At 70.6% G+C, this 23,876-nt stretch carries 22 protein-coding genes; 13 read left to right on the forward strand and 9 right to left on the reverse strand.

The genetic code is table 11. The annotated features are described in order from the left end of the window. Positions 1 to 90: 90 nt before the first annotated feature. Entirely contained in the window at positions 91 to 1,095 is a 1,005-nt protein-coding gene (locus ACZ7CH_RS10880; protein ID WP_360389214.1) for a TerC family protein, read from the reverse strand. 69 nt (positions 1,096 to 1,164) lie between these two features. On the opposite strand from ACZ7CH_RS10880, the gene mmuM reads away from it, so the two are divergent. Both mmuM and ACZ7CH_RS10890 read left to right on the forward strand, forming a co-directional pair. Beyond that, on the forward strand, positions 1,165 to 2,046 hold the full coding sequence (gene mmuM / locus ACZ7CH_RS10885; protein WP_470373701.1) for a homocysteine S-methyltransferase: 882 nt from the start codon (positions 1,165 to 1,167) through the stop codon (positions 2,044 to 2,046). Between the two features lie 198 nt (positions 2,047 to 2,244). Continuing rightward, the gene (locus ACZ7CH_RS10890) at positions 2,245 to 3,357 is read left to right on the forward strand and encodes a hypothetical protein (RefSeq protein WP_470373702.1); all 1,113 of its coding nucleotides are present in this window, start codon (positions 2,245 to 2,247) and stop codon (positions 3,355 to 3,357) included. A 67-nt stretch (positions 3,358 to 3,424) separates the two neighbouring features. Here ACZ7CH_RS10890 and ACZ7CH_RS10895 read toward each other — a convergent pair whose 3' ends face one another. From ACZ7CH_RS10895 to ACZ7CH_RS10905, 3 genes are all read right to left on the reverse strand, one after another. Beyond that, complete coding sequence (locus ACZ7CH_RS10895) at positions 3,425 to 4,267, reverse strand: peptidoglycan DD-metalloendopeptidase family protein (RefSeq protein WP_470373703.1); 843 nt, start codon at positions 4,265 to 4,267, stop codon at positions 3,425 to 3,427. 61 nt (positions 4,268 to 4,328) lie between these two features. Continuing rightward, the gene (locus ACZ7CH_RS10900) at positions 4,329 to 5,162 is read right to left on the reverse strand and encodes a peptidoglycan-binding protein (protein WP_360389203.1); all 834 of its coding nucleotides are present in this window, start codon (positions 5,160 to 5,162) and stop codon (positions 4,329 to 4,331) included. A gap of 336 nt (positions 5,163 to 5,498) precedes the next feature. Further along, entirely contained in the window at positions 5,499 to 6,086 is a 588-nt protein-coding gene (locus ACZ7CH_RS10905) for a cysteine hydrolase family protein (RefSeq protein ID WP_470373704.1), read from the reverse strand. Between the two features lie 158 nt (positions 6,087 to 6,244). Here ACZ7CH_RS10905 and ACZ7CH_RS10910 point away from each other — a divergent pair, with 158 nt between their 5' ends. Beyond that, complete coding sequence (locus tag ACZ7CH_RS10910; protein WP_470373705.1) at positions 6,245 to 8,122, forward strand: FAD/NAD(P)-binding protein; 1,878 nt, start codon at positions 6,245 to 6,247, stop codon at positions 8,120 to 8,122. A 14-nt stretch (positions 8,123 to 8,136) separates the two neighbouring features. Then, positions 8,137 to 8,514 carry a cupin domain-containing protein gene (locus ACZ7CH_RS10915; protein WP_470370485.1) on the forward strand — a complete coding sequence of 126 codons (378 nt, stop codon included), beginning with the start codon at positions 8,137 to 8,139 and terminating at the stop codon, positions 8,512 to 8,514. Between the two features lie 32 nt (positions 8,515 to 8,546). On the opposite strand, the gene ACZ7CH_RS10920 is transcribed toward ACZ7CH_RS10915, so the two are convergent. The 3 genes from ACZ7CH_RS10920 to leuC are packed head-to-tail and all read right to left on the reverse strand — an operon-like array spanning position 8,547 to position 11,455. After that, a complete protein-coding gene (locus ACZ7CH_RS10920) occupies positions 8,547 to 9,437 on the reverse strand; it encodes a LysR family transcriptional regulator (RefSeq protein ID WP_360389193.1) in 891 nt (296 codons plus the stop codon). Beyond that, entirely contained in the window at positions 9,434 to 10,030 is a 597-nt protein-coding gene (gene leuD / locus ACZ7CH_RS10925) for a 3-isopropylmalate dehydratase small subunit (RefSeq protein WP_360389191.1), read from the reverse strand. The genes ACZ7CH_RS10920 and leuD overlap by 4 nt, the downstream gene beginning before the upstream one ends. A gap of 30 nt (positions 10,031 to 10,060) precedes the next feature. Beyond that, positions 10,061 to 11,455, reverse strand: a complete 1,395-nt coding sequence (gene leuC, locus ACZ7CH_RS10930; RefSeq protein WP_470373706.1) for a 3-isopropylmalate dehydratase large subunit — start codon at positions 11,453 to 11,455, stop codon at positions 10,061 to 10,063. Between the two features lie 256 nt (positions 11,456 to 11,711). On the opposite strand from leuC, the gene ACZ7CH_RS10935 reads away from it, so the two are divergent. The 3 genes from ACZ7CH_RS10935 to leuA all read left to right on the forward strand — a co-directional run bounded on the left by ACZ7CH_RS10935 (position 11,712) and on the right by leuA (position 15,699). Next, a complete protein-coding gene (locus ACZ7CH_RS10935) occupies positions 11,712 to 12,716 on the forward strand; it encodes a TauD/TfdA family dioxygenase (protein ID WP_470373707.1) in 1,005 nt (334 codons plus the stop codon). A gap of 146 nt (positions 12,717 to 12,862) precedes the next feature. Then, positions 12,863 to 14,041: a pyridoxal phosphate-dependent aminotransferase gene (locus ACZ7CH_RS10940; protein WP_470370487.1), complete on the forward strand. Its 1,179-nt coding sequence runs from the start codon at positions 12,863 to 12,865 to the stop codon at positions 14,039 to 14,041. After that, positions 14,038 to 15,699 (forward strand): 2-isopropylmalate synthase, encoded by a 1,662-nt coding sequence (leuA, locus tag ACZ7CH_RS10945; protein ID WP_470373708.1) that lies wholly within the window; start codon positions 14,038 to 14,040, stop codon positions 15,697 to 15,699. The genes ACZ7CH_RS10940 and leuA overlap by 4 nt, the downstream gene beginning before the upstream one ends. Before the next feature lie 25 nt (positions 15,700 to 15,724). Here leuA and ACZ7CH_RS10950 read toward each other — a convergent pair whose 3' ends face one another. Both ACZ7CH_RS10950 and ACZ7CH_RS10955 read right to left on the reverse strand, forming a co-directional pair. Beyond that, positions 15,725 to 16,069: a helix-turn-helix domain-containing protein gene (locus ACZ7CH_RS10950; protein WP_470373709.1), complete on the reverse strand. Its 345-nt coding sequence runs from the start codon at positions 16,067 to 16,069 to the stop codon at positions 15,725 to 15,727. A 461-nt stretch (positions 16,070 to 16,530) separates the two neighbouring features. Beyond that, positions 16,531 to 17,346 (reverse strand): ArsR/SmtB family transcription factor, encoded by an 816-nt coding sequence (locus ACZ7CH_RS10955; protein ID WP_360389175.1) that lies wholly within the window; start codon positions 17,344 to 17,346, stop codon positions 16,531 to 16,533. A gap of 64 nt (positions 17,347 to 17,410) precedes the next feature. On the opposite strand from ACZ7CH_RS10955, the gene ACZ7CH_RS10960 reads away from it, so the two are divergent. The 6 genes from ACZ7CH_RS10960 to ACZ7CH_RS10985 all read left to right on the forward strand — a co-directional run bounded on the left by ACZ7CH_RS10960 (position 17,411) and on the right by ACZ7CH_RS10985 (position 23,867). Then, positions 17,411 to 18,838, forward strand: a complete 1,428-nt coding sequence (locus ACZ7CH_RS10960; RefSeq protein ID WP_360389172.1) for an MFS transporter — start codon at positions 17,411 to 17,413, stop codon at positions 18,836 to 18,838. A gap of 38 nt (positions 18,839 to 18,876) precedes the next feature. Beyond that, positions 18,877 to 19,875, forward strand: coding sequence for a type I glyceraldehyde-3-phosphate dehydrogenase (gene gap, locus ACZ7CH_RS10965; protein ID WP_470373710.1), 999 nt, complete (start codon positions 18,877 to 18,879; stop codon positions 19,873 to 19,875). Positions 19,876 to 19,973: 98 nt separating this feature from the next. Then, positions 19,974 to 20,735 (forward strand): putative protein N(5)-glutamine methyltransferase, encoded by a 762-nt coding sequence (locus ACZ7CH_RS10970; protein WP_470373711.1) that lies wholly within the window; start codon positions 19,974 to 19,976, stop codon positions 20,733 to 20,735. Positions 20,736 to 20,762: 27 nt separating this feature from the next. After that, positions 20,763 to 22,034 (forward strand): lanthionine synthetase LanC family protein, encoded by a 1,272-nt coding sequence (locus ACZ7CH_RS10975; protein ID WP_470373712.1) that lies wholly within the window; start codon positions 20,763 to 20,765, stop codon positions 22,032 to 22,034. An 88-nt stretch (positions 22,035 to 22,122) separates the two neighbouring features. Further along, a complete protein-coding gene (locus tag ACZ7CH_RS10980; RefSeq protein WP_360389160.1) occupies positions 22,123 to 23,097 on the forward strand; it encodes an ATP-binding cassette domain-containing protein in 975 nt (324 codons plus the stop codon). Next, positions 23,094 to 23,867 carry an ABC transporter permease gene (locus ACZ7CH_RS10985; protein WP_360389157.1) on the forward strand — a complete coding sequence of 258 codons (774 nt, stop codon included), beginning with the start codon at positions 23,094 to 23,096 and terminating at the stop codon, positions 23,865 to 23,867. Before ACZ7CH_RS10980 ends, ACZ7CH_RS10985 begins: the two co-directional genes overlap by 4 nt. Positions 23,868 to 23,876 lie beyond the last annotated feature (9 nt).

Here is a 23,876-nt window from a genome sequence, read left to right on the forward strand (position 1 = left end):
AGTGCTTGTTGACGTTGAGTTGGTGGTACTTGCAGACGCCGGTGAGCGGTCTCCGGCGAGAACCGTGCGGCTAGGCGCGGGGGACGGGGGTCACTTCTCCTCGGACTGCTCCTTGCCGCTGCCGCGCAGCGAACCGGGGTGCGCCTTGACCGACGGGTCGTTGCGCGTCTTGACCAGGCTGGCCACGGTGACGACCACCAGGATCGAGATGATCACGCCCAGGCTGAGCGGAGTGGGCACCTCGGGCACGCGCGGGTCGATGTCGACGTGCGCCCAGTGCAGGATCAGCTTCACGCCGATGAACGCGAGGATGATCGCGAGACCGGCCGACAGGTACACCAGGCGGTCGAGCAGGCCCTTGACGAGGAAGAACAACGCGCGCAGGCCGAGCAGTGCGAACGCGTTGGCGGTGAAGACGATGTAGGGCTCCTCGGTCACGCCGAACACCGCGGGGATGGAGTCGAGCGCGAACAGCAGGTCCACGCCACCGATCGCGACCAGCACGACGAACAGGGGAGTGGCCATCCTGCGGCCGTCGACGCGGGTGAAGATCTTGCCGCCCACGTAGTCGTCGGTGACCGGCAGCAGCTTGCGGGCCGTGGTGACGACGACGTTGTTCTCGACGTCGGGGTCCTCGTTGCGGTGCCGGAACAGCTGGATCGCCGTGTAGATCAGCAGCAGGCCGAACAGCAGGAACATGAACGAGAACAGCGAGAGCAGCGTGGCGCCGACCGCGATGAAGATGCCGCGCATGATCAACGCCAGCACGATGCCGAACGTCAGCACCTTGTGCTGGTGCTCCTCGGGCACCAGGAACGTGGTCATGATGATCACGAACACGAAGAGGTTGTCGACCGACAGGCTCTTCTCGACGATGTAGCCGGCGAAGTACTCCGTGCCGGGGCCACCGCCGTGCGTGAGCATGAACCAGACGCCGAAGCCGACCGCGACCAGGATGTAGAACACCGACCACAGGCTGGCCTCGCGGAACCCGACCTTGTGCGGGCGGGCGGCGGCGAGCACGAGGTCGACCGCCAGCAGGACGACGATCACCCCGATCGTGACCGCCCACGTCAGTCCGCTGATCTCAAGCACAGGTGCCCTCTCCTCTGGTGGTCGATTTGTCTGAATTGGACGTTACCGGATCGTGCGTATCCTCGGCTGGTGGACTTGGTGAACGTGCTCACGAACAGGGTCGTCGTGCTCGACGGCGGGCTGTCGACCGCGCTGGAGCAGGCCGGTCACGACCTGTCCGACGAGCTCTGGACGGCCCGCCTGCTGCTCTCCGACCCCGACGCGGTCAGGGCGGCGCACGCCGGCTACCTCCGCGCGGGCGCGGACGTCGTGATCACCTCCAGCTACCAGGCCTCGTTCGAGGGGTTCGCCCGCCGCAGTCTGACCGATGAGCAGACCGTCGGCTTGATGAAGGCCAGCGTGTCGATCGCCCGGTCCGCCGCGTCCGAAGTGGACGGCCCCCGCTGGGTCGCCGCGTCGGTGGGCCCGTACGGCGCGGTGCTGGCCGACGGCTCGGAGTACCGCGGCCGCTACGGCAGGACCACCGACGAGCTGGAACGGTTCCACCGCCGCCGCATCGAGGTGCTCGCCGACGCCGGACCCGACCTGCTCGCGGTCGAGACGATCCCGGACGCGCAGGAGGCGGAGGCGGTCCTGCGGGTGGTTGCGGGCAGCGGCGTGCCGGCGTGGCTGTCCTACAGCGTGCGCGACGGGAAGACGTGCGCGGGCCAGTCGCTGGAGGAAGCGTTCGGCCTGGTCAAGGGCATCGACGAGGTCGTGGCCGTGGGCCTCAACTGCTCAGCGCCCGAGGAGGTCGCCGGAGCCGTCGCCACCGCCCGCGCGGTGACCGGGCTGCCGGTCGTGGTCTACCCGAACACCGGCGAGCAGTGGAACGCCGCCGCACGCGCGTGGTCCGGCGGCGTGGAGTCGTTCGCGGTGACGGAGTGGGCCGAACGGGGCGCACGCCTCATCGGCGGCTGCTGCCGCGTCGGCCCGGCGGGCATCGCCGAGATCGCCCGCGCTCTCCGCTGAAACCGCCTCGACGGGCATGGGCGGTCGTGTAGGGAAAATGTAGACCTGCTCGGAAAGCTGATGAGCGTTGTGCGAGCAAATCAGTGAAGTGACCTTCGGTATCTGGTTGCGGGAAACGGAATGGCAATGCGTTCTCCTGTTGTCTCATTCTGTTGCCCGCGGTGACACGAACACCAGAGATGGGATGGTTCAGCCGTCATGCAGAAGGACCAACGAAAAGGCCTGCTCCGCAGGACGTGGCGCATCACGGGCGGGACCGCGAAATCTTCGCCGCGGTTCGTCCAGCGGGTTTTCTCCCTCCTCGTGATCGCGCTGCTGGCCGCCGCGACCCCCGCCGCGGTCCCCGCCGCCGCGGCCGGTGAGCTTCCCGGCGGGCGGGCCAACTTCGTGGTGTCAACCGGAAGCCTCACCACCGGCTCGACCGCCAACTGGTTCCGGCTGGGCACCTACGCGTTCGACGCGGCCACCGGGAAGGTGTCAGCGAGCATGTACGTGTGGGAGCAGACGAAGCCCACTCAGCGGACCGGTATCGGGGTCACACCGGACTCGTCGTGCTCGTCCACCGATCCGAAGGCGACCGACAAGGTCCGCCCGTGCGAGATCATGACGGCGGGTGGGTTCACCGGCGCTCCCAACGACGTCCGGCAGGGCACCTACGTGCTGGGCACCCAAGATGGCAAGCAGACCGTCACGATCACCTGGTCGCCGACCTGGACGGACAAGTGGTCAGTGGACACCCAGCAGGCGCTGGCGCGGTTGAACTTCGTGAGTTCCACGCGGGTCAACAGCGGTTATGGCTACGGCAGCAACGCGGCGCTGACCGACCGTCGTGCGATGTCGAGCGTGCAATCGCACCAGGGTGGTCTCCGTTATGTCGGAAAGGGCTGGACGGCTGGTACGGCGAGCGATGTGACCAGTTCGTTCGCGGTCGGCTCCTTCACCGCCTGCACGACGGTGACCTGGTGCCTGACCTATTTTCAGCCTTCGTCGACGAAGGTGTGCCAGGCGGCCGGTGGCTGCCCGCATTACGGCGGCGGCACCCCGGCGAACGTCAGCTCCCTGCAGTACTACCTCGGCCGGGTGAACTCAGGCGACCGCCGCGACGCGCTGTGGCACTGGTGCACTTGCCTGGCGATGGAACGCGACGAGCCGTGCTACACCGGTAATTCGCACGTGAAGCCGTTGTTGCAGATCCTCGACGACAGCGGCACGTTCCGCGGCTGGGTGGGCGTCGAGGGCTCCTTCTCGACCAACGGCGTGCGCAACAGCGACATGCTCGCCGTCTTCGTCCAAGCCGACTGGGTCGCTTGACCGGTGCCCGGGGGGTCTCGGACGAGTGCCCCGGCCGCAGCGGCCGGGGCACTCGGTCATCCGTTCGTCACGGGCAGTTCGTGCTGCGCGCGAGGTCGCGCGTGCCCCAGTAGGTCGGGTTGCCGTCCCGGAACGTCACCCGCTGCACGGAGCCGTTGAGCTTCTGCTCGTAGTGCAGGTGCGGGCCGGTGGAGCCACCGGTGTTGCCGACCCGGCCGATCATCGTCTTCTCGGACACCGACTGGCCGACGGACACGTCCTGCGAGCTGAGGTGCGCGTACAGGGTCTGCCAGCCGCCCGCGTGGTCGATCACGATGTAGCGCCCGTAGGAGGTGCTGCCCAGGTTCGCGACCTTCGACACCGTGCCCGGCGCGGACGAGTAGACCTTGTAGCCGTTGTCCTCGGGGTAGTGGTTGAAGTCGACGGCGTTGGCCGGGCTGTGGCCGGAGCGGGTGCTCGCCGCCCAGGTCTCCCCGCAGGGGAACGGCAGCCAGAAGCGGCCGGTCGTGCCGGGGTTGAACTGGTGCGAGGCGTTGTTGTTCTTCAGCGTCGAGTTCAGGTTGGTCTTCGCGCCGGACGCGAAGTCCTGGGTGGCGCCGGCGTAGCCGGAGTTGAAGTACACCCGGACCGTGCCGCCGGTGCGGTTCCACACCGACGCGGCGTTGTTCTTGACGCACAGCCCCTGCCCGGCGCCCGCGCTCTTGAAGTCGTAGCAGGAGGGCTGGGTGGAGCCGTAGTCGGAGATCGACCCCGCGAAGTCGGAGACCGAGCCCGCGTGGTCGCTGTTGTAGAAGTAGCAGAACTCGCCGCTGTCGCAGACGCCGTCCCTGGCCGCCGCGGCCGCCGGGGTCACCGTCAACGCGGTGAGGCCCGCGGCGGCGAGCACCGCGGCAGCCGCGGCGAGGGCCATTCGTGTCCATGTCCGTGGTCTGGGCATGTGCTTCCTCACTGGTGCGGGGTTTCTCGAGCGGTCAGGCGGCGCGGAGGTACTGCTCCCACGTCACCTTCGTCACCTGGGGCCCGTCGTCCTGGCCGTTGCCGGCCAGCCCGTCGCGCCCGAGGTAGTACTGGCCGACCTGTTTCTGCGCGGGTGTCGACAGGTCGGTGTCGTTCACCGCGATGCCGTGGACGTGCAGCGGCCAGTTGCCCTGGCTCGGTCGCCGCAGCCACGCCGCGAACCCCACCCGCCGCAACGCCGTCACGAGCGCGGTGCGCTGCGCCGAGGTCAACGCCTCGGCGTCCAGGTCGACGGCGCCACCGCCGTCGTGCGTGCCGGCGGAGGTGGGGTCCTCGCCGGGGGAGTAGGAGCCCTGTTCCACGACGAGCGGGACTCCGCAGAGCCGCTGCGCCTCCCGCAGCATCGCGACCGTGCGCGCGTTGAACGGGAAGCCCTGGAACGTGGTGCGCGCGCCCGGCGTGAGGGTGCGGGTGAGGGTGAACCGCCCGTTGGCGAGCGCGGTGAGCGATGCCCGGCCGGGAAACCCGTTGGCGGCGGCGCCCGCGTACCCGAGCGACTCCTGCCACCGCCCGTAGGCGGTGCGGGTGACCGTGCCGAAGTGCCCGTCGACGTACTGCGCGGCGAGCAGCCCCTCGGCGACGAGCGCCTGCTCGACGAGCCGCACGCTCGCCCCGGCACCCGGCGTGAGCCCGGTGTCGGGCTTGACGGGGTCGCACTGCGCGGCCAGGACCACGAGCTCCATGTCCGCGGTTCCCGCGGCGGCCGCCACCCCGGGGACCAGCACACCCCCTGCGGCGATCCCGCCCAGAACGGCCAGGAACCCACGACGTCCAAGACGATCCGACATGCCGGACATCCTCGGCCAGGCACATATAAAACCGATATATTTTCGACCGGCCCCCGGTTCGATCAAGCCGTTCACCTGGAACGATGCCGGTCGCGCGGGGTTGGCAGACCGCTCGTGCGGGGACAGGAGACGTCTGCGGACTTGTGCACGGCGAACCGACAGCGGCCGTCGGATCGGTGGTGCCAGACCCCGCCCTCACCGGAGCCTTCCGGCCAGATGAACATCCGGCCGCCGAGCCCGGGCAGGGTGCGGTCGGCAAGGCTACCGGCGTGGGTCACTCCCGAAGTCGGTCACGGGGTGTGCGAACCGGGGGCACCCACGCCGTCTGCGACCCGTTCACCTGGGCGGCAGTGCCTCGTCCACCGTGGTCACGGTGCCGGTTCGGGCGATCAGTCGCAGCGCCGCCTCGTGCAGGTCGGAGGTGGCAGAGGCGGTGGCGTCCGCCAGCACCTGCACGGCGTAGTCGCGGTCGTGGGCATCTCGTGCTGTGGCCAGCACGACCAGATCGGTGGAGACGCCGGTGAGCAGCAACGTGTTCACGCCTCGCGTGCGCAGCACCAGGTCCAGCTCCGTGCCGAAGAAAGGGCTGATGCGCCTTTTGACGACCACGGCGTCGCCTTCGGCGGGTTTCACGGCGTCGTGCACTTCGGTCGCCCAGGTACCGATGACCAGCTTTCCCGCGTCCTTCGCTTCGGCGAAGACCGGGGAGTTCGACGGCCATTCCGAGAAGTCGGGGGAGAATCCCACCACCACGTAGATGACCGGGATGTTCTCCGCTCGTGCGCGGGCTATCGCGGTGGCGGCCCGTTCGAGCACGCCCCGGCGGGCGACCTGCTGCTCGTAGCCGTGGGAGGCGTACTGGCCGTCGGGGTGCACGATGTCGTTCAGCAGATCGAGCACGAGAAGTGCCGGTGAACTGGTCATGCCGCCCAACCTATTCGCGTGCCGGGCACCGGCGGGAAATCTGTCGGCGCATCTTGCATGAGCGAACCAGATGGCTGCATGAACGAGTTCTTCTTCCCGGTTCCCGCCTGCCGGTCATAGCTTTCTCGGCGGTTGCAGGACTCGGGGAAGGTGTGTCCATGGAGGCGTTCGGACCGCTTCGGATCGCCGTGGTCGGCAGCGGGCCCCGCGGGCTCGCGGTGCTGGAACGGCTCGTCGCCAGGATGAACGAGCAGGCGCCGGCGGTGCCGGTCACGGTGTACCTGGTGGACGCGGTCGAGGTCGGCTGCGGCCGCATCTGGCAGTCGGGACAGCCCGAGTGGTTCCTCATGAACACCCCCTGCGGTGAGGTGACCATGTTCTCCGGGCCTCCGGACGAGGGGCGTGCGCGGCCGGGTGCGGGGCCGTCGCTCGCCGAGTGGTGGAGTGCGCATGCCCCGGGGTTCGAGGGACGTACGGGCTATGCGCCGAGGGCCTTGCACGGCAAGTACATGCGGTGGGTCACGGACGTGATCGAGGCTTCGCTGCCGCCCACGGTGCGCTTGCACCGGGTGACGGCGGCGGTCGAGGACCTGGAGCCCACGTCGCTCGGGTACCGCCTCGACCTGTCCACCGGCGATCACCTGCTGGTCGACAAGGTCGTGCTGACGACCGGGCACCCGAGGCTCCACCAGGTGGGGATGTTCCGCGAGTTCGAGGAGTTCGCCGCCACACGACCGGACCTGCGCTACTTCGCCGCCGACTCCGCGGTCACGATGCCGCTCGACACCATCCCCGACGGCTCCGCGGTGGGGCTGCTCGGGCTCGGGCTCACCTTCTACGACCTCATGCTCGCCCTGACGGTCGGCAGGGGTGGGCGGTTCGTCGAGGAAGGCGACGGTCTGCGGTACCTGGCCAGCGGCCGGGAACCGCTGCTGGCCGGCGGTTCGCGCAGCGGGATCGCCCTGTCCGCGCGCGGCATCAACCAGAAGCCCGCGACGCTCAAGTTCCGGCCGACGCTCTTCACCACCGAGAACGTCTGTCGCGGCCGGGTGTTCGGCGAGATCGACTTCGGTGCGCACGTGCTGCCGTGGATCCTCGGCGAGATCGAGTACGTCTACTACCTGACCGAGGTGCGCGAAACCCTCGGAGCCGAGGCGGCCGCGGAGTTCACGGCGGCCGTCGTGGCGGCGACCGGCGCGCGACCGCCGGACATCAGGCCGATCGCCCTCGCTCAGGGCCTCGGGCACCTGACGCCGTTCGACTTCGAGGGCCTGGCCCGTCCGTTCGCGGGCCGGACCTTCGCGTCGCGGGCCGAGTTCGAACGTGCGCTGGACGACCACGTCCGCGCCGACATCGAGCACGCCGTGCGCGGCAACTACGCCTCGCCGCTGAAGGCCGCGCTGGACGTGCTGCGCGACACGCGCTGGGTGGTGCGCGAGATCACCGACTTCGGCGGGCTCACGCCGGACACGCACCGCGACTTCCTCACCTGGTTCTCGCCGCGCAGCTCGCTGCTGGCGGCCGGCCCGCCGCTGGTGCGGATCAGGCAGGCGGAAGCGCTGCGCAAGGCCGGAATCCTGAGGTTGGTCGGGCCCGACGCGGAGTTCTCGGTGGACCGCGGGCGGAACGCGTTCGTGCTGTCCTCGCCCGCCGTCGCCGGATCGAGGGTCGAGGTGCGGACGCTGATCGACGCCCGCATCGCCAATCCCAACGTGTACCTGGACAGCTCGCCGCTGACGCGGGCACTCGTGCGCCGCGGAATCTGGAACGGCTTCACCAACGGCAAGGGCGACAACGCGTTCCACACCGGTGGCGTCGCGGTCACGCGCAGCCCGTTCCACCCGCTGGACCGCCACGGCAGGCCCGACACCGATCTCTACGTGCTGGGCGTGCCGGCCGAGCACACCCGCTGGTTCACGTTCGTCGGCAGCGGCAGGCCCGGACCGTGGAACGAGTTCACCAAGGACGCGGACGCGATCGCCCGGCACGCGCTGACCGCCGTCCACGCCATGACATCACCGGTTCCGGCCGGCTGACGAGGAGGAACACCATGACCGACACCCAGCTCCGATCGGTCCGCGTCCTGCGGGACGTCCTGTCCGCCGGTCTCGACGCCGTGCAGTGGACCCGCTGGGAACAACCAGGTCGCGCCGGGGTGGAGATCCACCCGCTGTTCACCACCGGCGATCCCCAGAACGCCACGGCCTTTCTCACGAGGATGGAGCCGGGCGCTCACGGGGACCTGCACGAACACCTCGGCTACGAGCTGATGTTCGTGCTGCAGGGCGAACTCGTCAACGACAACGGCGACCGCTACGGAGTCGGTGACCTGATCGTCGAGGAGCCCGGCAGCGTGCACCAGGTGACCAGCGTCGCCGGCTGCACGGTGCTCGGGGTGCGCACCGCTGCAACCCGGCCGCTGGGCTGACCGGACGCGTGAACCGGTCGGTGCGGACCGGTTCACGCGCTCAGCGGCTCGTCCACGGCTCGCCGGGCGAGCTCGCGGACGAGCCGCACGAACGCCGAGACCGCCGGAGTGCTCCTCGCGGTCTCCCGGACGCCGAGCGCGACCGTCCTCGTCAGCGCCGGCGTCAGCGGGACGACCGCCACCCCGGACATCCCGCCGGGCAGCAACGACATCGGCAGCACCGTCGGTCCGACGCCGGCGGAGACCATGGCGAGCAGTGCGTGCAGGTCGCGGATGCGGTACGCCACAGCGGGTTCTGCGCCCTCCGCCAGCAGGACCGCTCGCAGCAGGGGTTCCACCCCGCCGACCGGTAGCACCAGGGGCTCGCCCGCCAGCTGGCCGGCCCGCACCGCGGTCTGCCCGCAGAGGCGGTGCCCCGCGGGCAGCACCGCGCACAGCTCGTCCCGCCACAACGGGGTCGTGACCAGGTCCGGTTTCGGCAACGTCACCACGCCGACGTCCACGGCGCCGGACCGCAACCACGCCGCGATCTGCTGGTCGGTGCCCTCGCGCAGCACGATCTCCCCTGAGGGGAACCGGGTGCGGAACTCCTCCAGGAGCACGGGCAGCAGTCTGCCGGCGAAGGTCTGGCTGGTGGCGAACCGCACGGTCCCGCGCAGTCCCGTGACGACCGCCGAGGCGGTCAGCCGGATCTGTTCGGCGTGCGTCACGATGGCCCTGGCGTGGACGACCACGTCGCGTCCGGCATCGGTCAGCCGCACGCCCGCGCGACCGCGCAGCACCAGCTCGCACCGGAGGTCCGACTCCAGTCCCGCGATCGCGTGGCTGACGGCGGACTGCGAGACGCCCAACGCCTTGGCGGCCTTGGTGAAGCTGCCTTCGTCGGCGACCGCGACGAAGGCAGCGCACTGGGTGAACCTCACCGCGTGCCCCCGGTGACGGGCAGCGTGGGGCGGCGGTTCGCTTCGTAGGTCTCGATGTCGCCGGCGTGCGTCAGCGTGGCGCCGATCAAGTCGGTGCCGGTGAGCAGCCGCTCCCTGGCACGCGCGTCGACGCTGAACGACTCGGCCAGCGGTCCGCACCGCACCTCGAGCCGTTCCAGGTCGACGGTGACGGGCACCGCGGGATCGGTTTCCACGGCCTGCCACAGCCGCTCGACCACCGCGGCCGGCAGCACGACCGGGAGCAGGCCGTTGAGCAGCGCGTTGCCGCGGAAGATGTCACCGAACCGCGGGGCGATCACCGCACGGAAGCCGTAGTCGAGCAACGCCCACACGGCGTACTCACGTGACGATCCCGTGCCGAAGTCGTTGCCCGCGACCAGGATCGTCGATCCCCGGTGGACGGGCCGGTTGAGCACGAACCCGGGATCCTCCCGCCAGTCGGCGAACAGCGAGTCGGCGTGACCGGTGCGCTCGGAGAGCGTGAGGAAGCGGACGGGGATGATCTGGTCGGTGTCCACGTCGCTGCGCCGCAACGGAACCGCGGTTCCGGTGTGGACGGTGAACTGCTGCACGGGTGCGCTCCTGGAGGCGTGGGAAGGCGGTCAGAGGTCGGCGGGGGCGGCGATCCGGCCGCGCACGGCCGTGGCGGCGGCAACGGGCGGCGACACGATGTGCGTGCGCGATCCCTTGCCCTGCCTGCCCTCGTAGTTGCGGTTGTTGGTGGACGCCGCCCGCTGTCCCGGCCGCAGGCGGTCCTCGTTCAGCGCGGCGCACATCGAACACCCTGCTGCCGCACGGAAGTCCGCGCCGGCCGCGGCGAACACCTCGTCCAGCCCCTCCTCGCAGGCCTGGCGGCGGACCGCGGCCGAGCCGGGCACGATGATCATCTCCACGGAGTCGGCGACGCGCCGTCCCCGCAGCACCTCCGCGGCCGCGCGCAGGTCCTCGATCCGGCTGTTCGTGCACGAGCCGATGAACACCGCGTCCACCGCCACGTCCCGCAACGCCGTGCCCGGCTTGAGATCCATGTACTCCAGCGCCCGCTCGGCCGCTGCCTGCTCCTGTGCGCCGGCGAACTCGTGCGGGTGCGGCACGTGCGCGTCGATCGGCACGCTCTGGCCGGGGTTCGTGCCCCAGGAGACGTGCGGGCGCAGCGAGCTCGCGTCCAGCACGACCTCCTTGTCGAACACCGCGTCGGCGTCGGTGCACAGCGTGCGCCAGTGGGCGACCTCGGCGTCGAAGTCGGCCGGCATGCCGGGACGGAGCCGCAGGTAGTCGAACGTCGTCTGGTCCGGCGCGACCATTCCGGCGCGCGCACCGGCCTCCACCGCCATGTTGCACAACGTCATCCGTCCCTCCATCGACAGCGCCCGCACGGCCTCGCCGCGGAACTCCACGAGGTGGCCCTGTGCCCCGGCCGTGCCGATCCTGGCGATCAGCGCGAGCACCAGGTCCTTCGCCGTGCACCCGAAGGGCAGCTGCCCGGTGACGGTGACGGCCATGTCCCGAGGCCGTGACATCGGCAGCGTCTGCGTGGCCAGCACGTGTTCCACCTGGCTCGTCCCGATGCCGAACGCCAGCGCGCCGAACGCGCCCTGCGTGGTGGTGTGCGAGTCGCAGCACACGATCGTCATGCCCGGCCGGGATAGTCCCAGCTCCGGCCCGATCACGTGCACGATGCCCTGCTGTTCGCTTCCCAGGCGGTGCAACGGGATCCCGAACTCGGCGCAGTTGGCCCGCATGAGCTCGGCCTGCCTGCGCGCGGCGGGGTCGAGAATTCCGCGCGTCAGGGACGTCGTCGGCGTGTTGTGGTCCTCCGTGCCCACGGTCAGGTCGGGGCGGCGCACCGTGCGGCCCGCCGCCCTCAGCCCGTCGAACGCCTGCGGTGTGTTCACCTCGTGCAGCAGGTGGAGGTCGATGTAGAGCAGGTCCTCGCCCGACGAGTCACTGCGCACCACGTGTCCGGCCCAGATCTTCTGCGCCATCGTCGTACCCATGCGATTTCCCCCGCGCATCCGGTGTGTCGATTCACGTCGAGGCAACCACACGACCTTCGCGAGCAGCAAGACAATGCACCGAAGGGGAATCCGGCTCCACCGGCGGACTAGGCGGTGTACCTCGTTTCCACCGGACTCCACCTCCTGCACCTAAGGCAAGACGCGGAGGATCCCGATTCCTCCGGCGGCCGATGACTCGCCCGTCCCCGGTGGCGAAGCTTGTTCTCAGGATCTCCGCCAGAGCAGGGAAGGAACCATGAAGCCGATCCACATCTTCACCGACGAGCAGTACGAGGAGCTCTACCGCGCTCTCGGCGACGTCGACAAGAACCCCTACGACGACTACGAGGCGTTCTCGCAGGCCGTGGCCGACCTGGTGGACAGGGGCGACGTGCCGGCGTTCTTCCTCGAGGTCTGCGCCCGGATCCGAGCGGACCGGGAGAGCGGGACCGTCGACGCGCACGTCCTGCGCAACGTCCCGATCGACGCGGAACTGCCGGACCTCGGCAACGAGGACCCGGTGTCGGTCAAGCACGCCGAGAAGAAGACGTTCATCGGAGAGACGCTGCTGGAGCTGTTCGGCAAGCTCATGGGCAACCCGCTGCTGGCCTACGCCCGAAACCGCGGCGACTTCTTCACCGACGTGGTCGCGTTCGACAAGTACAGCGGAAAGCTCACCGGCTACAGCGACAGCGAGCTCTACTTCCACAACGACCGCACGGCGCACGAGGTCCGCGCCGACTACATCGCGTTGCTCGGCATGCGCTGCCCGGAGGGCGAGCTGATCTACACCGGTTTCATCGACGGCCGGGAGATGCTCGTCCACCTCGGCGACCAGGAGCAGCGACTCCTCCGCGAACCGTTCTACATCACGCCGTTCGACGTGTTCTCCAAGGACAAGAACGCGAGCCTGACCGACTCCGGAGCGCACCCGATCCTCGAGAACGACCACAGCTTCCGCTACCTCGACACCGCGACCACCACCGCGCCGGGCAGCCCGGTGGAGGCCAAGGACGCGCTGATCGCCATGAAGAACGCGCTGGCGAAGGCGAGCAAGGTCCGGCACCGCATCCTGGAGCGCGACCTCTTCGTCCTGTCCAACCAGGACGGTCTGCACAGCCGCGAGAAGATCGAGATCAACGACCCAGTGCAGGCCCGCAAGCGGTGGCTGCTCAAGACCTACGCGTTCCGCGACGACGCCGCGGCGGACCGCCACGGCGACAAGTGGCTGGACGGCGTGCGAGGACGGGTCGCGGACTAGGGCCTGTGTCGAAGTCCATGTTCGCGACAGCCGGGCCTGAGGCGGCCCCAGGAACCACCTCAGGCGCGACTCTCATCGAACGGGACCCCGACACAGGCCCTAGGTCTGGTCACCCCTGCAACGCGGACACGGTGGAAGGAAGAGTCATGCCCAGGGTGGCGACGCGGTTCGACCACATCCAGAAATCAGCGACCTACGCGGTGCTCGACCTCGTGCGCGAGCTCCGCGCACAGGGCGCCGACGTGCTCGACCTCGGCGGAGGGGAGCCGGACTTCGACACCCCGGAGCACATCTCGGACGCGGCCGTGTCCGCGCTGCGCGAGGGGTTCACGCACTACACGCCCAGCCGGGGGACACCGGAGCTGCTGGAGGCCATCGCCGAGAAGCTTGCCAAGGACAACGACCTGCTGGTGGACCCGATGCGGGACGTCGTCGTCACTCCGTCGGCCAAGCACGCGCTGTCCAGTGCGGTGCTGACCGTGGCGGGACCCGGTGACGAGCTGATCGTCCCGACACCGAGCTGGGTCAGCTACGCGGCGATGGCGCACCTCGCGGGGGCCCGTCCCGTGCCGGCGCCGTTGAGCGCGCGGGACGGGTTCCGGCTCACCGCCGGCGCACTGGAACAGGCGCTGTCCAGGAGGACGAGGGCGGTGCTGGTCAACACCCCCAACAACCCGACCGGCCGGCTGCTCGACGCCGACGAGCTGACCACCCTCGTCCGGTTCGCGCAGGAGCACGACCTCGTCATCATCTCCGACGAGATCTACGAGAAGATCACCTACGCCGACCGCCCGCACCTGAGCCCGGCCGCGCTGCCCGGTGGCGCCGAGCGGACGCTCACCGTCAACGGGTTCTCCAAGGGGTACGCGATGACCGGCTGGAGGCTGGGGTACGTGGCCGGTCCGACCGAGATCATCGCCGAGCTGCTCAAGGTGCAGCAGCACACCGTCGGCTGCGCGAGCTCGTTCGCCCAGCGCGGCGCGGTCGTGGCGCTGACCGGGCCCCAGGAACCGATCACGGCGATGACCACCGAGTACGCCGCACGGCGCGACCTGCTCGTGGCCGGCCTCAACGGTCTGCCCGGGGTGACGTGCGCGGTGCCGGACGGTGCGCTGTACGTGTTCCCCGACATCCGCGGGACCGGCCGCGGCGACTCGGCGCGGTTCACCGAGTGGCTCCTGCGCGAGGCGGGTGTCGCGGTGACGCCGGGGTCGGCGTTCGGAGAGGGCGGCGAAGGCCACGTCCGGCTGTCGTTCGCCACGTCCCGCGAGGTGCTGGCCGACGCCGTCGGCCGGATCGGCACCGCGCTCGGGGCAGACCGATGACCCGCCCCGCCACCGCGTCCGGGGAGACCCCGATCGCGGCACACCGCACGCCGCAGCGCCCGTCCGGAATGCCCTTCCGCCGCTACGTCCCCGCCCAGCGGGTTGACCTGCCCGGCAGGACCTGGCCGAACCGGACCATCACGGCCGCGCCCCGGTGGCTGTCCACCGACCTGAGGGACGGCAACCAGGCCCTGATCGACCCGATGGCGCCCGGACGCAAACGTGCGTTGTTCGACCTGCTGGTCAGCATGGGCTACAAGGAGATCGAGGTCGGCTTCCCGGCGGCGTCGCAGGCCGAGTTCGACTTCGTCCGGTCGATCATCACCGACCGGCTGGTCCCCGCCGACGTGACGATCTCGGTGCTGACCCAGGCCAGGGACGACCTCATCGAACGCACCCTGCAGTCGCTGCGGGGCGCGCCGAAGGCCACGGTGCACCTGTACAACGCCACGGCCCCGCTGTTCCGGCGGGTCGTGTTCCGCGCGGACCGCGAACAGGTCAAGGACATCGCCGTCTCCGGTACCAGGACCGTCCTCAAGCACGCGGACCAGATCCTCGACGACGGGATCGCGCTCGGGTTCGAGTACTCGCCGGAGATCTTCACCGACACCGAGCTCGACTTCGCGCTCGAGGTCTGCGAGGCGGTGATGGACGTCTGGCAGCCGGAACGCGACCGGGAGATCATCCTCAACCTGCCCGCCACCGTGGAGCGGTCGACGCCGAACGTCTACGCGGACCGGATCGAGTGGATGTCGCGCAACCTGTCACGCCGCGAGTCGGTGTGCCTGTCCGCGCACCCGCACAACGACAGGGGCACCGCGGTCGCCGCCGCCGAGCTCGCGATCATGGCCGGCGCGGACCGCGTCGAGGGCTGTCTGTTCGGCCAGGGCGAGCGCACGGGCAACGTCGACCTGGTGACACTGGGGCTGAACCTGTTCGCGCAGGGCGTCGACCCGATGATCGACTTCTCGGACATCGACGAGGTGAGGCGGGTCTACACCTACTGCAACCAGATGACGGTGCCCGAACGCCACCCGTACGCGGGCGACCTGGTGTTCACGTCGTTCTCCGGGTCGCACCAGGACGCGATCAAGAAGGGCTTCGAGGCGCAACGCGCGAACGCCGCGCTCACGGGCGTACCGGCCGAGCACGGCCCGTGGGAGATGCCCTACCTGCCGATCGACCCGCACGACGTCGGACGCACCTACCAGGAGGTGGTCCGGGTCAACAGCCAGTCGGGCAAGGGCGGTGTGGCCTTCCTGATGAAGGAGCACCACGGGTTCGACCTGCCCAGGCGGATGCAGATCGACTTCTCGGCCGTGGTCCAGGCCAGGACCGACGCGGTGGGCGGAGAGGTCACGCCCGAGCTGATCCGCGAGCTGTTCGACCGGGAGTACGGGCTGGGGCTCGATCCCGCCGCCGTCCTCGGTGTGCCGGACGTGACCGGTCAGGCCGAAGCGCTCGCCGCACTCGCGGCACGCGGCCGGCCCTGCCGCGTGCTGGACAGGGTCGAGCACGCGATGGGAGCACGCACGGCCGTCTACCTGGAGGTGTCGCTGGGCGACTCGGTGCACTGGGGTGCCGGCGTCGCGGAACACGCTGACCACGCCGCGCTCTCGGCGCTGGCCAGCGCCGTCGCCCGGTACGGTCGCCGATGACCGCACCCGGTGCGGAGCGGGCGGGTCACGCGGTCCGCGAGTTCCGCGCCGGGTGGTACGGCCTCGTGCGGTTGCGGATCAGGAGAACGGCTTCGAGCCGGTTGCGCGCTCCCAGCTTGGGCAGCGCGTGGGAGACGTGGCTCTTGATCGTCGCCGGGGAGACGCCCAGCGACCGCGCCGCCTCGACGGTGCTCATCCCGTCGGCCAGGAGGCTGAGGACCTCGTGTTCCCGGTCGGTGAGGCCGGCGTTGGGCTGCTGGAGCAGGACGGGCGGCGCGACACCCATCGGCCCGCGGTGTGCGGCCAGCTCCGGTGAGAACAGCAGATAGCCACCCGCCACCGCGTGCACGGCGTCGGTGAGGCCCCCCATTTCCGTGTCTTTCACGACGCATCCGGTGGCGCCGATCGACAACGCCCATTCGACCGATTGCCGGTCGACCCTCGAGACCAGGAGAAGAATCCGAATTCCACGTGAGGAGAGTTCGAGGACCGTCCGCTCGACGTCCTCACGCGAATACACCGACATGACGACGACGGTCTTTTCGGTCAATCGCGGCCAGTGCGACACCGGAACCAGGCTGTCCACGCTTCCGATCAGCTTCATCCGGTTGCAGCAGGTCCTGAGCCTGGCAGCGAGCACGTGCCGGGAGATGGGATCGTGATCGGCCAGCAGCACGGAGCACGTGGATGAATCGGATAAGACGTCGGTTCTCGTGTACAATTCAGACACTTCTCGATTCCCCCCGCGAAGGTTTTCCCCACCACTGCCCGAATCGATTCTGAAGTTACCACGGGTAGCACTTCGAGTGCTCTCCGGAACCGAAGTGTGAGCTACCGCACAAGAGTGCGCTCGGGCTGGTCGGGCAATTCTGCGGGCACCATCTCGAAAGGCCGTCCGAAAGTCCGGGAAAGACCGCTGGCGCCCGCCTTGGTGAGGTGCACGACCCGCGGGCTCACGCCGTGCCGAACCCATTCGAGGGTGAACAGCCTGTGTGCGATGGCCGCTCCGAGGGCCCCCGACAGGTGGTGGCGTTCCTCGCTCCAGTCCACGCAGTAGCGGACCAGTGGTCGCCGCCGAGCGTGTTCCCGCACGTCGATCCCCAGTGTCTGCAACGTGTCCGCGCCCTCGTCGGTGAGCTCGTACCGGTGGTCGCGGCCGTAGGAGGCCGCGCGGTCGTGTGCCGCGGTGGCCGGGTGGTGCGTGCCGTCCGCGCCGTCCGCGCCGACGAGGACCTTCGTCTCCAGCAGGACGCCCATGAGGTGGACGCCGAGCTGGCCGGCGAGGTGGTCGTAGCAGGTGCGCGACCTGCGCAGAGCGTCCGCGCGGACGCTCTGCTTGAGCGACCTGACCCGCAGCGGCGGTGCGATCACCGCGAGTGCCTCCAACGCCTCGGCGACCTCGGCGCGGGCCAGCCGGTAGCGGCGGTTGCGGCCGTCGCGGTGGGAGGTGACCAGACCCGCGTCGACGAGCTTCGCCAGGTGGGCGCTCGCCGTGGGGCCGCTGACACCCGCTTCGTCGGCCAGCACGGTCGCGGTGATCGCCCTGCCGTCGCACAGCGCCTTGAGGATCCGCGCACGAGAACCGTCCGCGATGAGCGCCGCCGCTCGCGCGATGTCAGGGTCGGACTTCGTGTCTTCGGAGTGCACACCTCGACGGTACGACATCGATACTTAGACGGGCGACGAAGTGTTTTCGTCACAGACTGGCCGCATGAGCATCCGCGTCCCGCAGCGCACGGAGCCGCCCGCGCTGGCACTGCCCCCACTCATCGCGCTGAGCCTCGGCTACTTCCTCGTGATGCTGGACGTCACCGTGGTCACCGTCGCGGTGCCGGACCTCCAGCGGTCGTTGCAGGCGGGCCCGTCGGCGTTGCAGTGGGCGGTCGACGGCTACAGCGTCGTCTTCGCCGCGTTGCTGCTCCTCGGTGGCGGCCTCGGGGACCGGCTGGGCCACCGGAGGATCTTCCTCGTGGGTCTCGCCGGGTTCACCGCGGCGTCGGTGGTCTGCGCCCTCGCGGCGTCACCGGGCGCGCTGATCGCGGGAAGGCTCCTGCAGGGAGCGGGTGCCGCGCTGCTCGTGCCGACCTCGCTCGCCCTGCTCGCCGCCGCCTACCCCGACCGCGCCGTCCGGGCCCGCGCGCTCGGCTTCTGGGCCGGTGTCGCCGGGGTGGCGTTCGCCGCGGGACCGGTGCTGGGCGGCCTGCTCGTGTCGGGCCTGAGCTGGCGCGCGGTGTTCTGGCTCAACGTCCCGGTGGCCGCGCTGGCGGTCGTGCTGACCCTGCGGCACGTGCCGTCCCCCGCGACCTCCGGCACCGCCCGGCGGATGGACGTCCTCGGCCAGGTGCTCGCCGTCATCGGCCTCACGGGCATCGCCGGAGCCCTCAACGAGGCGAGCACGTCCGGCTGGACGTCCACCGTCGTCGTGGTCTCCTTCGTCATCGGCGCCGCGGCCGTCGTGGCGTTCGTGCTCACCGAATGGCGTCTCGACCGCAACGACGCCTCGCCGCTGCTGCCGCCGTCGTTGTTCGCCGACGGCGGTTTCGCCGCTACGGCAGCGATCGGGGTGCTGCTGAACCTCGGCTACTACGGCATGTTGTTCGTCTCCACGCTGTACTTCCAGCAGCAGCGGGGCTACGACGCCATGACCACCGGCCTCATGCTGCTGCCCACGGTCTGCATGGCGCTGGTCGCCGGTCCTGTCTCGGGGAGGCTCACCGCCCGCTACGGGCCCTACAAACCCATGGCCGCCGCGATGCTGCTCGGCTCCGCGGGGTTCCTCGGCTGGCTCGTCGCCGGGCCCGACACCCCGTACGTCGCGCTGCTGTTCGCCTTGGTGGCGACCGGTCTGGCCACACCGTCCACGGTGCCCGCCGCCACCGCCGCGATCATCGAGTCCGCGCCGAGCGAGAAGGCCGGTGTCGCCTCGGCGGTCTTCAACGTGTCCCGCCAGATCGGCAACGCCGTCGGTGTCGCCCTGTTCGGCACGCTGACCGTCGCCTCGGCGAGCATGTACGACGGCCTGCACACCTCGGCGTTGATCGCCTCGGTGGCGTTCTTCACCGGCGCGGTGCTCGCACTGCTCGCCGGTCGGCGCCGGTCCGTCCGCACCTCCACGGCGCCGGCGACCGCGCGCCCCTGATTTCTTCTCCGCACCAGTGAACTCGAAGGGACAGTCGCTTGACTCGCATCGCCATCAACGGGTTCGGCCGGATCGGGCGCAACGTGCTGCGCGCCTTGCTGGAACGCGACAGCGTCCTCGAGGTGGTGGCCGTCAACGACCTGACCGAACCCGCCGCCCTGGCGCGGCTGCTGAAGTTCGACACCACCTCCGGCCGTCTCGGACGGCCGGTGGAGGTCGACGGCGACACCCTCGTCGTCGGCGACCGCCGGATCCAGGTCCTCGCCGAACGGGACCCGGCACAGCTGCCGTGGAAGGAGCTGGCCGTCGACATCGCGCTGGAGTCGACCGGCCGCTTCACCGCGGCGAAGGCCGCCACCGCCCACGTCGACGCCGGTGCCCGCAAGGTCCTGGTCAGCGCGCCCTCGGAAGGCGCGGACATCACCCTCGCCTACGGCGTGAACAGCGACCTGTACGACCCGGAGTCGCACGTGATCGTGTCGAACGCCTCGTGCACCACCAACGCCCTGGCACCGCTCGCCGCCGTCCTGGACGACCTCGCCGGCATCGAACACGGCTTCATGACCACCGTGCACGCCTACACCCAGGAGCAGAACCTCCAGGACGGCCCGCACCGCGACGCCCGCCGTGCCCGCGCCGCGGCCGTCAACATCGCACCGACCACCACGGGCGCGGCCAAGGCGATCGGACTGGTCCTGCCGAACCTGGACGGCAAGCTGTCCGGCGACGCGATCCGCGTTCCCGTCCCGGTGGGCTCGATCGTGGAGCTGAACACCACGGTCACCCGCGACGTCACCCGGGACGACGTGCTCGCCGCCTACCGAGCCGCGGCCGAGGGCGGCCTCGCCGGAGTCCTCGAATACTCCGAGGACGACCTCGTGTCGTCCGACATCACCGGCAACCCGGCCTCCTCGATCTTCGACTCGAAACTGACCCGCGTCGACGGCCGTCACGTCAAGGTGGTCGCCTGGTACGACAACGAATGGGGCTTCTCCCACCGCGTGGTCGACACGCTGGAGCTGCTCGCACGTCGATGAGGTGGGACGTCGTGGAGCGGCTGACCGCGCCAGGGGACGGCCGCGTGGAACAGGTGTGAGCGGGCTGTCCCACGCGGCCCTTTGGTAGAAATGCGGCCATGATCGATGTGGTCGCGACGCTGCGTGCGGCGGGGTGCGTGTTCGCGGAGGACGAGGCGCGCCTGCTGCTCGACGCCGCCGCCACGCCCGCCGAGCTGGACGGGCTGGTGCGCCGCCGGGTGGCGGGCGAGCCACTGGAGGTGATCGTCGGCTGGGCCGAGTTCCGGGGCCACCGGGTGCTGGTCGACGCCGGGGTGTTCGTACCGCGGCAGCGGTCGGTGTTCCTGGTCGAGAACGCCGTGGCGCTGGCCGGGCCAGGAGCGGTGGTGCTCGACCTGTGCTGCGGCGCCGGGGCGCTGGGGCTGGCGGTCGCCGCCGAGGTCGAGGGCGCGCAGCTGCACGCGGCCGACATCGAGCCCGCGGCCGTCGCCTGCGCCCGCCGCAACCTCGCCGGGCGGGGCCGGGTCTACGAGGGTGATCTGTTCGCCCCGGTGCCGGAGACTTTGCGCGGCACGGTGGACGTCCTCGTGGTGAACGCGCCGTACGTGCCGACCGACGAGATCGCGCTGATGCCTCCCGAGGCCCGCGACCACGAGCCGCTGGTCGCCCTGGACGGCGGTTCCGACGGCGTGGACGTGCACCGGCGGGTCGCCGCCGCCGCACCGGGGTGGCTGGCGCCCGGTGGTCACCTGCTGATCGAGACCAGCGAGCACCAGGCACCGCTCACCGCCGCGGCGATGACCGAGCACGGGCTGGTGGCGCGCGTGACGACGTCGGACGATTACTACTGCACGGTGGTGATCGGGACAAAGCCCGTGTGAGAGCGGCGGAGGTGTGATCATCGTGTGGTGAGCGAGACCTACCTCGGCACCGCCGAGGCCGCTTGGCGGTGGGTGCTGGACCAGGTCCGGTACGACGAGGGCACCGCGGCCGTCCCGCCATCGCCGGGCGCCGAGGCCGACCCGGACCGCGACGGCATGTACGACGGCGTCGGCGGACTGGCGCTGACCCTGGCGGAGGTCAGGGCCGTGCGGGCGTGGACGGCGGAGGAGCAGCGGCTGGCCGACGCGATTCGCGCCCAGGTCACCGCGGGCATCGCGACGAGCGCGGACTGCAGCCTGTTCCACGGCCTGGTCAGCACGATCGGCACGCTGACCGCACTGGGCGAGCCGGCCCCGGACGCCGCCGTGGCGCGGCTGCTGGCGCTCGTCACGCCGGACGGCTGGCCGCAGACCGCCATCGGGCCGCCGCGCTACCTCGACGGCGCACGGGTCAGCGACGTCGTGCTCGGCACCGCCGGGGTGCTGCTCGGCGCGGTGTGGGCGCGGCGGCACGGTGCGGAGGCGGACGAGCTGGCCGAGGTCGCGGCCGGAATGCTGCTGGCCGAACGCGAGGAGGTGCCGTCCGGGCTGAACTGGCGCATGGTGCCGCCGCGGTTCTCCCCGGTCGAACGGCAGATGCCGAACTTCTCCCACGGGCTGGCGGGCGTGGCGACGGCGCTGGCACTGGCCGGGGCCGAGCTCGGCCGGCCGGAGTGGGTCGCTGCCGCCCTCGACGGTGCCCGGCACCTCGTGGCGCTCGCCGACCTCACCGGCGGCGGGTTCCGGGTGCCGCTGCGGATCCCGCGGCTCGGCGACGACTTCGAGGAGTACAGCTACGGCTGGTGCCACGGACCGGCCGGGACGGCGTTGCTGTGGAACGCCCTGGAGCACGCCGGGGTGTCCGAGGTGGCCGGTCGGACGACCGCGGAGCTGCGGCGGCGGTGCACGCGCACCGTGCGCACCTGCGGGTTGCCCGAACGGCTGCGGCCCGGCTTCTGGGACAACGACGGGCGGTGCTGCGGCACGGCGGGCGTGGGGGCGCTGCTGCTCGACGCGGGGGAGCAGGACTTCGCGCTGCACCTCGCCGACGTGCTGGTCGACCGCGCGGTGCCGGACGGGGACGGCGTCTGCTGGCGGTTCACCGAGCACCGCGCGCAGGAGCCGCTGCTGCCGCCCGGCGTCGGCTGGATGCAGGGCGCGGCCGGGATCGCCGGGTTCCTGTTCCAGGCGGGCCGGGGCGGCACCGCCGTGCCCGGCATGACCAACTGGTGGGCCCTCACCGGCCCTCACCGGCCCTGACCAGCCCTGACAGTCGCTGACAGCTCGTTACCAGCGCGCTGACAGCGCGCGGGCGCACAGTTGCTCCCGACACAGGGAGGAACGCGAGATGTCACTGGCGATCAGGGCAGAGGGCCTGGTCAAGCACTACGGGGAGACCAAAGCCCTCGACGGGGTGGACCTGGAGGTGCCGGAGGGGAAGGTCGTGGGCGTGCTCGGGCCGAACGGCGCGGGCAAGACCACGGCGGTGCGGGTGCTGGCCACGTTGCTGCGCCCGGACGCGGGACACGCCACGGTCGGCGGGCACGACGTGCTGAAGGACCCGGTGGCGGTGCGCAGGCTGATCGGGCTGACCGGGCAGTACGCGTCGGTGGACGAGGACCTCTCCGGCACGGAGAACCTGGTCCTGCTGGCGAGGCTGATGGACTACTCCCGAGCGGGGGCACGGGCGCGGGCGGCCGAGCTGCTGGAGCAGTTCGAGCTCACCGGCGCGGCGGGACGGGCCGCCAAGACGTACTCAGGTGGCATGCGCCGGCGGCTCGACCTGGCGGCGAGCCTGGTCGGCGACCCGGCGGTGCTGTACCTCGACGAGCCGACCACCGGCCTGGACCCGCACGCGCGCAACGAGGTGTGGGCGGTCGTGCGGCGGCTCGTCGCGAACGGCACGACGGTGCTGCTGACGACGCAGTACCTGGAGGAGGCCGACCAGCTGGCGGACACGATCACGGTGTTCGACCACGGCCGGGTGGTCGCGGAGGGACGTCCGGACGAGCTGAAGCGCCGCGTCGGCAGCCAGACGCTGCAGGTGCGGCCGACGTCGGTGCACGACCTCGACGTGGTGCAGCGAATCCTCGGCGACCTGACCGGCACGCGGCCGTCGCGCGACGACGACACCGGGCTGCTCACCGCGCCGGTCGACGACCCGGTGCTGCTGTCGACGCTGGTCCGCAAGCTCGACGAGGCCGGCATCACCGCGGACGAGCTGGCGCTGCGGCTGCCGTCGCTCGACGAGGTGTTCCTGGCGCTGACCGGCAAGAAGACCGACGCCGCCGGCACCGCCGCGCCGGAAGGGAGCCTGGTGTGAGCACGATCGCGTTCGACAAGGGCGTGCGCCACGGGTTCTCCCTGGCGTGGCGGGGGATTCTCAAGATCCGCAAGAACCCGGAGCAGCTGATGGACGTGACGCTCGCGCCCATCATCTTCCTGCTGATGTTCACCTACCTGTTCGGCGGGGCGCTGGCCGGCAGCACCGACGCGTACCTGCAGGTGCTCGTGCCGGGCATCATGGTGATGAACCTGTTGCAGGGCAGCATGACCGCGGGCGTGCAGCTCAACACCGACGCGTCCAAGGGCGTGTTCGACCGGTTCCGCGCCATGCCGATCGCGCGGTCCGCGCCGCTGATCGGCGCGGTGCTGGCTGACGTCGTGCGGTACGTCGTGTGCGTCGTGGTGCTGCTGGTGGTCGCCACGATCATGGGCTACCGGGTGCAGACCGGCCCGGTGGAGCTGCTGGTCGCGGTGGCGCTGGGCATCCTGTTCGCCCTGTGCTTCTGCTGGGCGTCGGTGTTCGTCGGCATGCTGCTCAAGACGCCGCAGGCCGTGCAGGGCATGATGTTCGTGCTGATCATGCCGTTGACGTTCGGCAGCAACGTGTTCGTCGGCACCGCCACGATGCCGGGCTGGCTCAAGGCGTGGGCCGACATCAGCCCGGTGACGCTGATGGCCGACGCGCTGCGCGGGCTGCTCAACGGCGGGCCGATCGCGGGGCCGCTGACCGGGTCGCTGATCTGGATGGTCGGCGTGGTGGCGGTGTTCTTCCCCGCGGCGATGTGGGCCTACCGCAGGCGGGTCTGAGCGGAGGAG

The sequence above is a fragment of the Lentzea sp. NPDC037011 genome, from assembly GCF_055607425.1.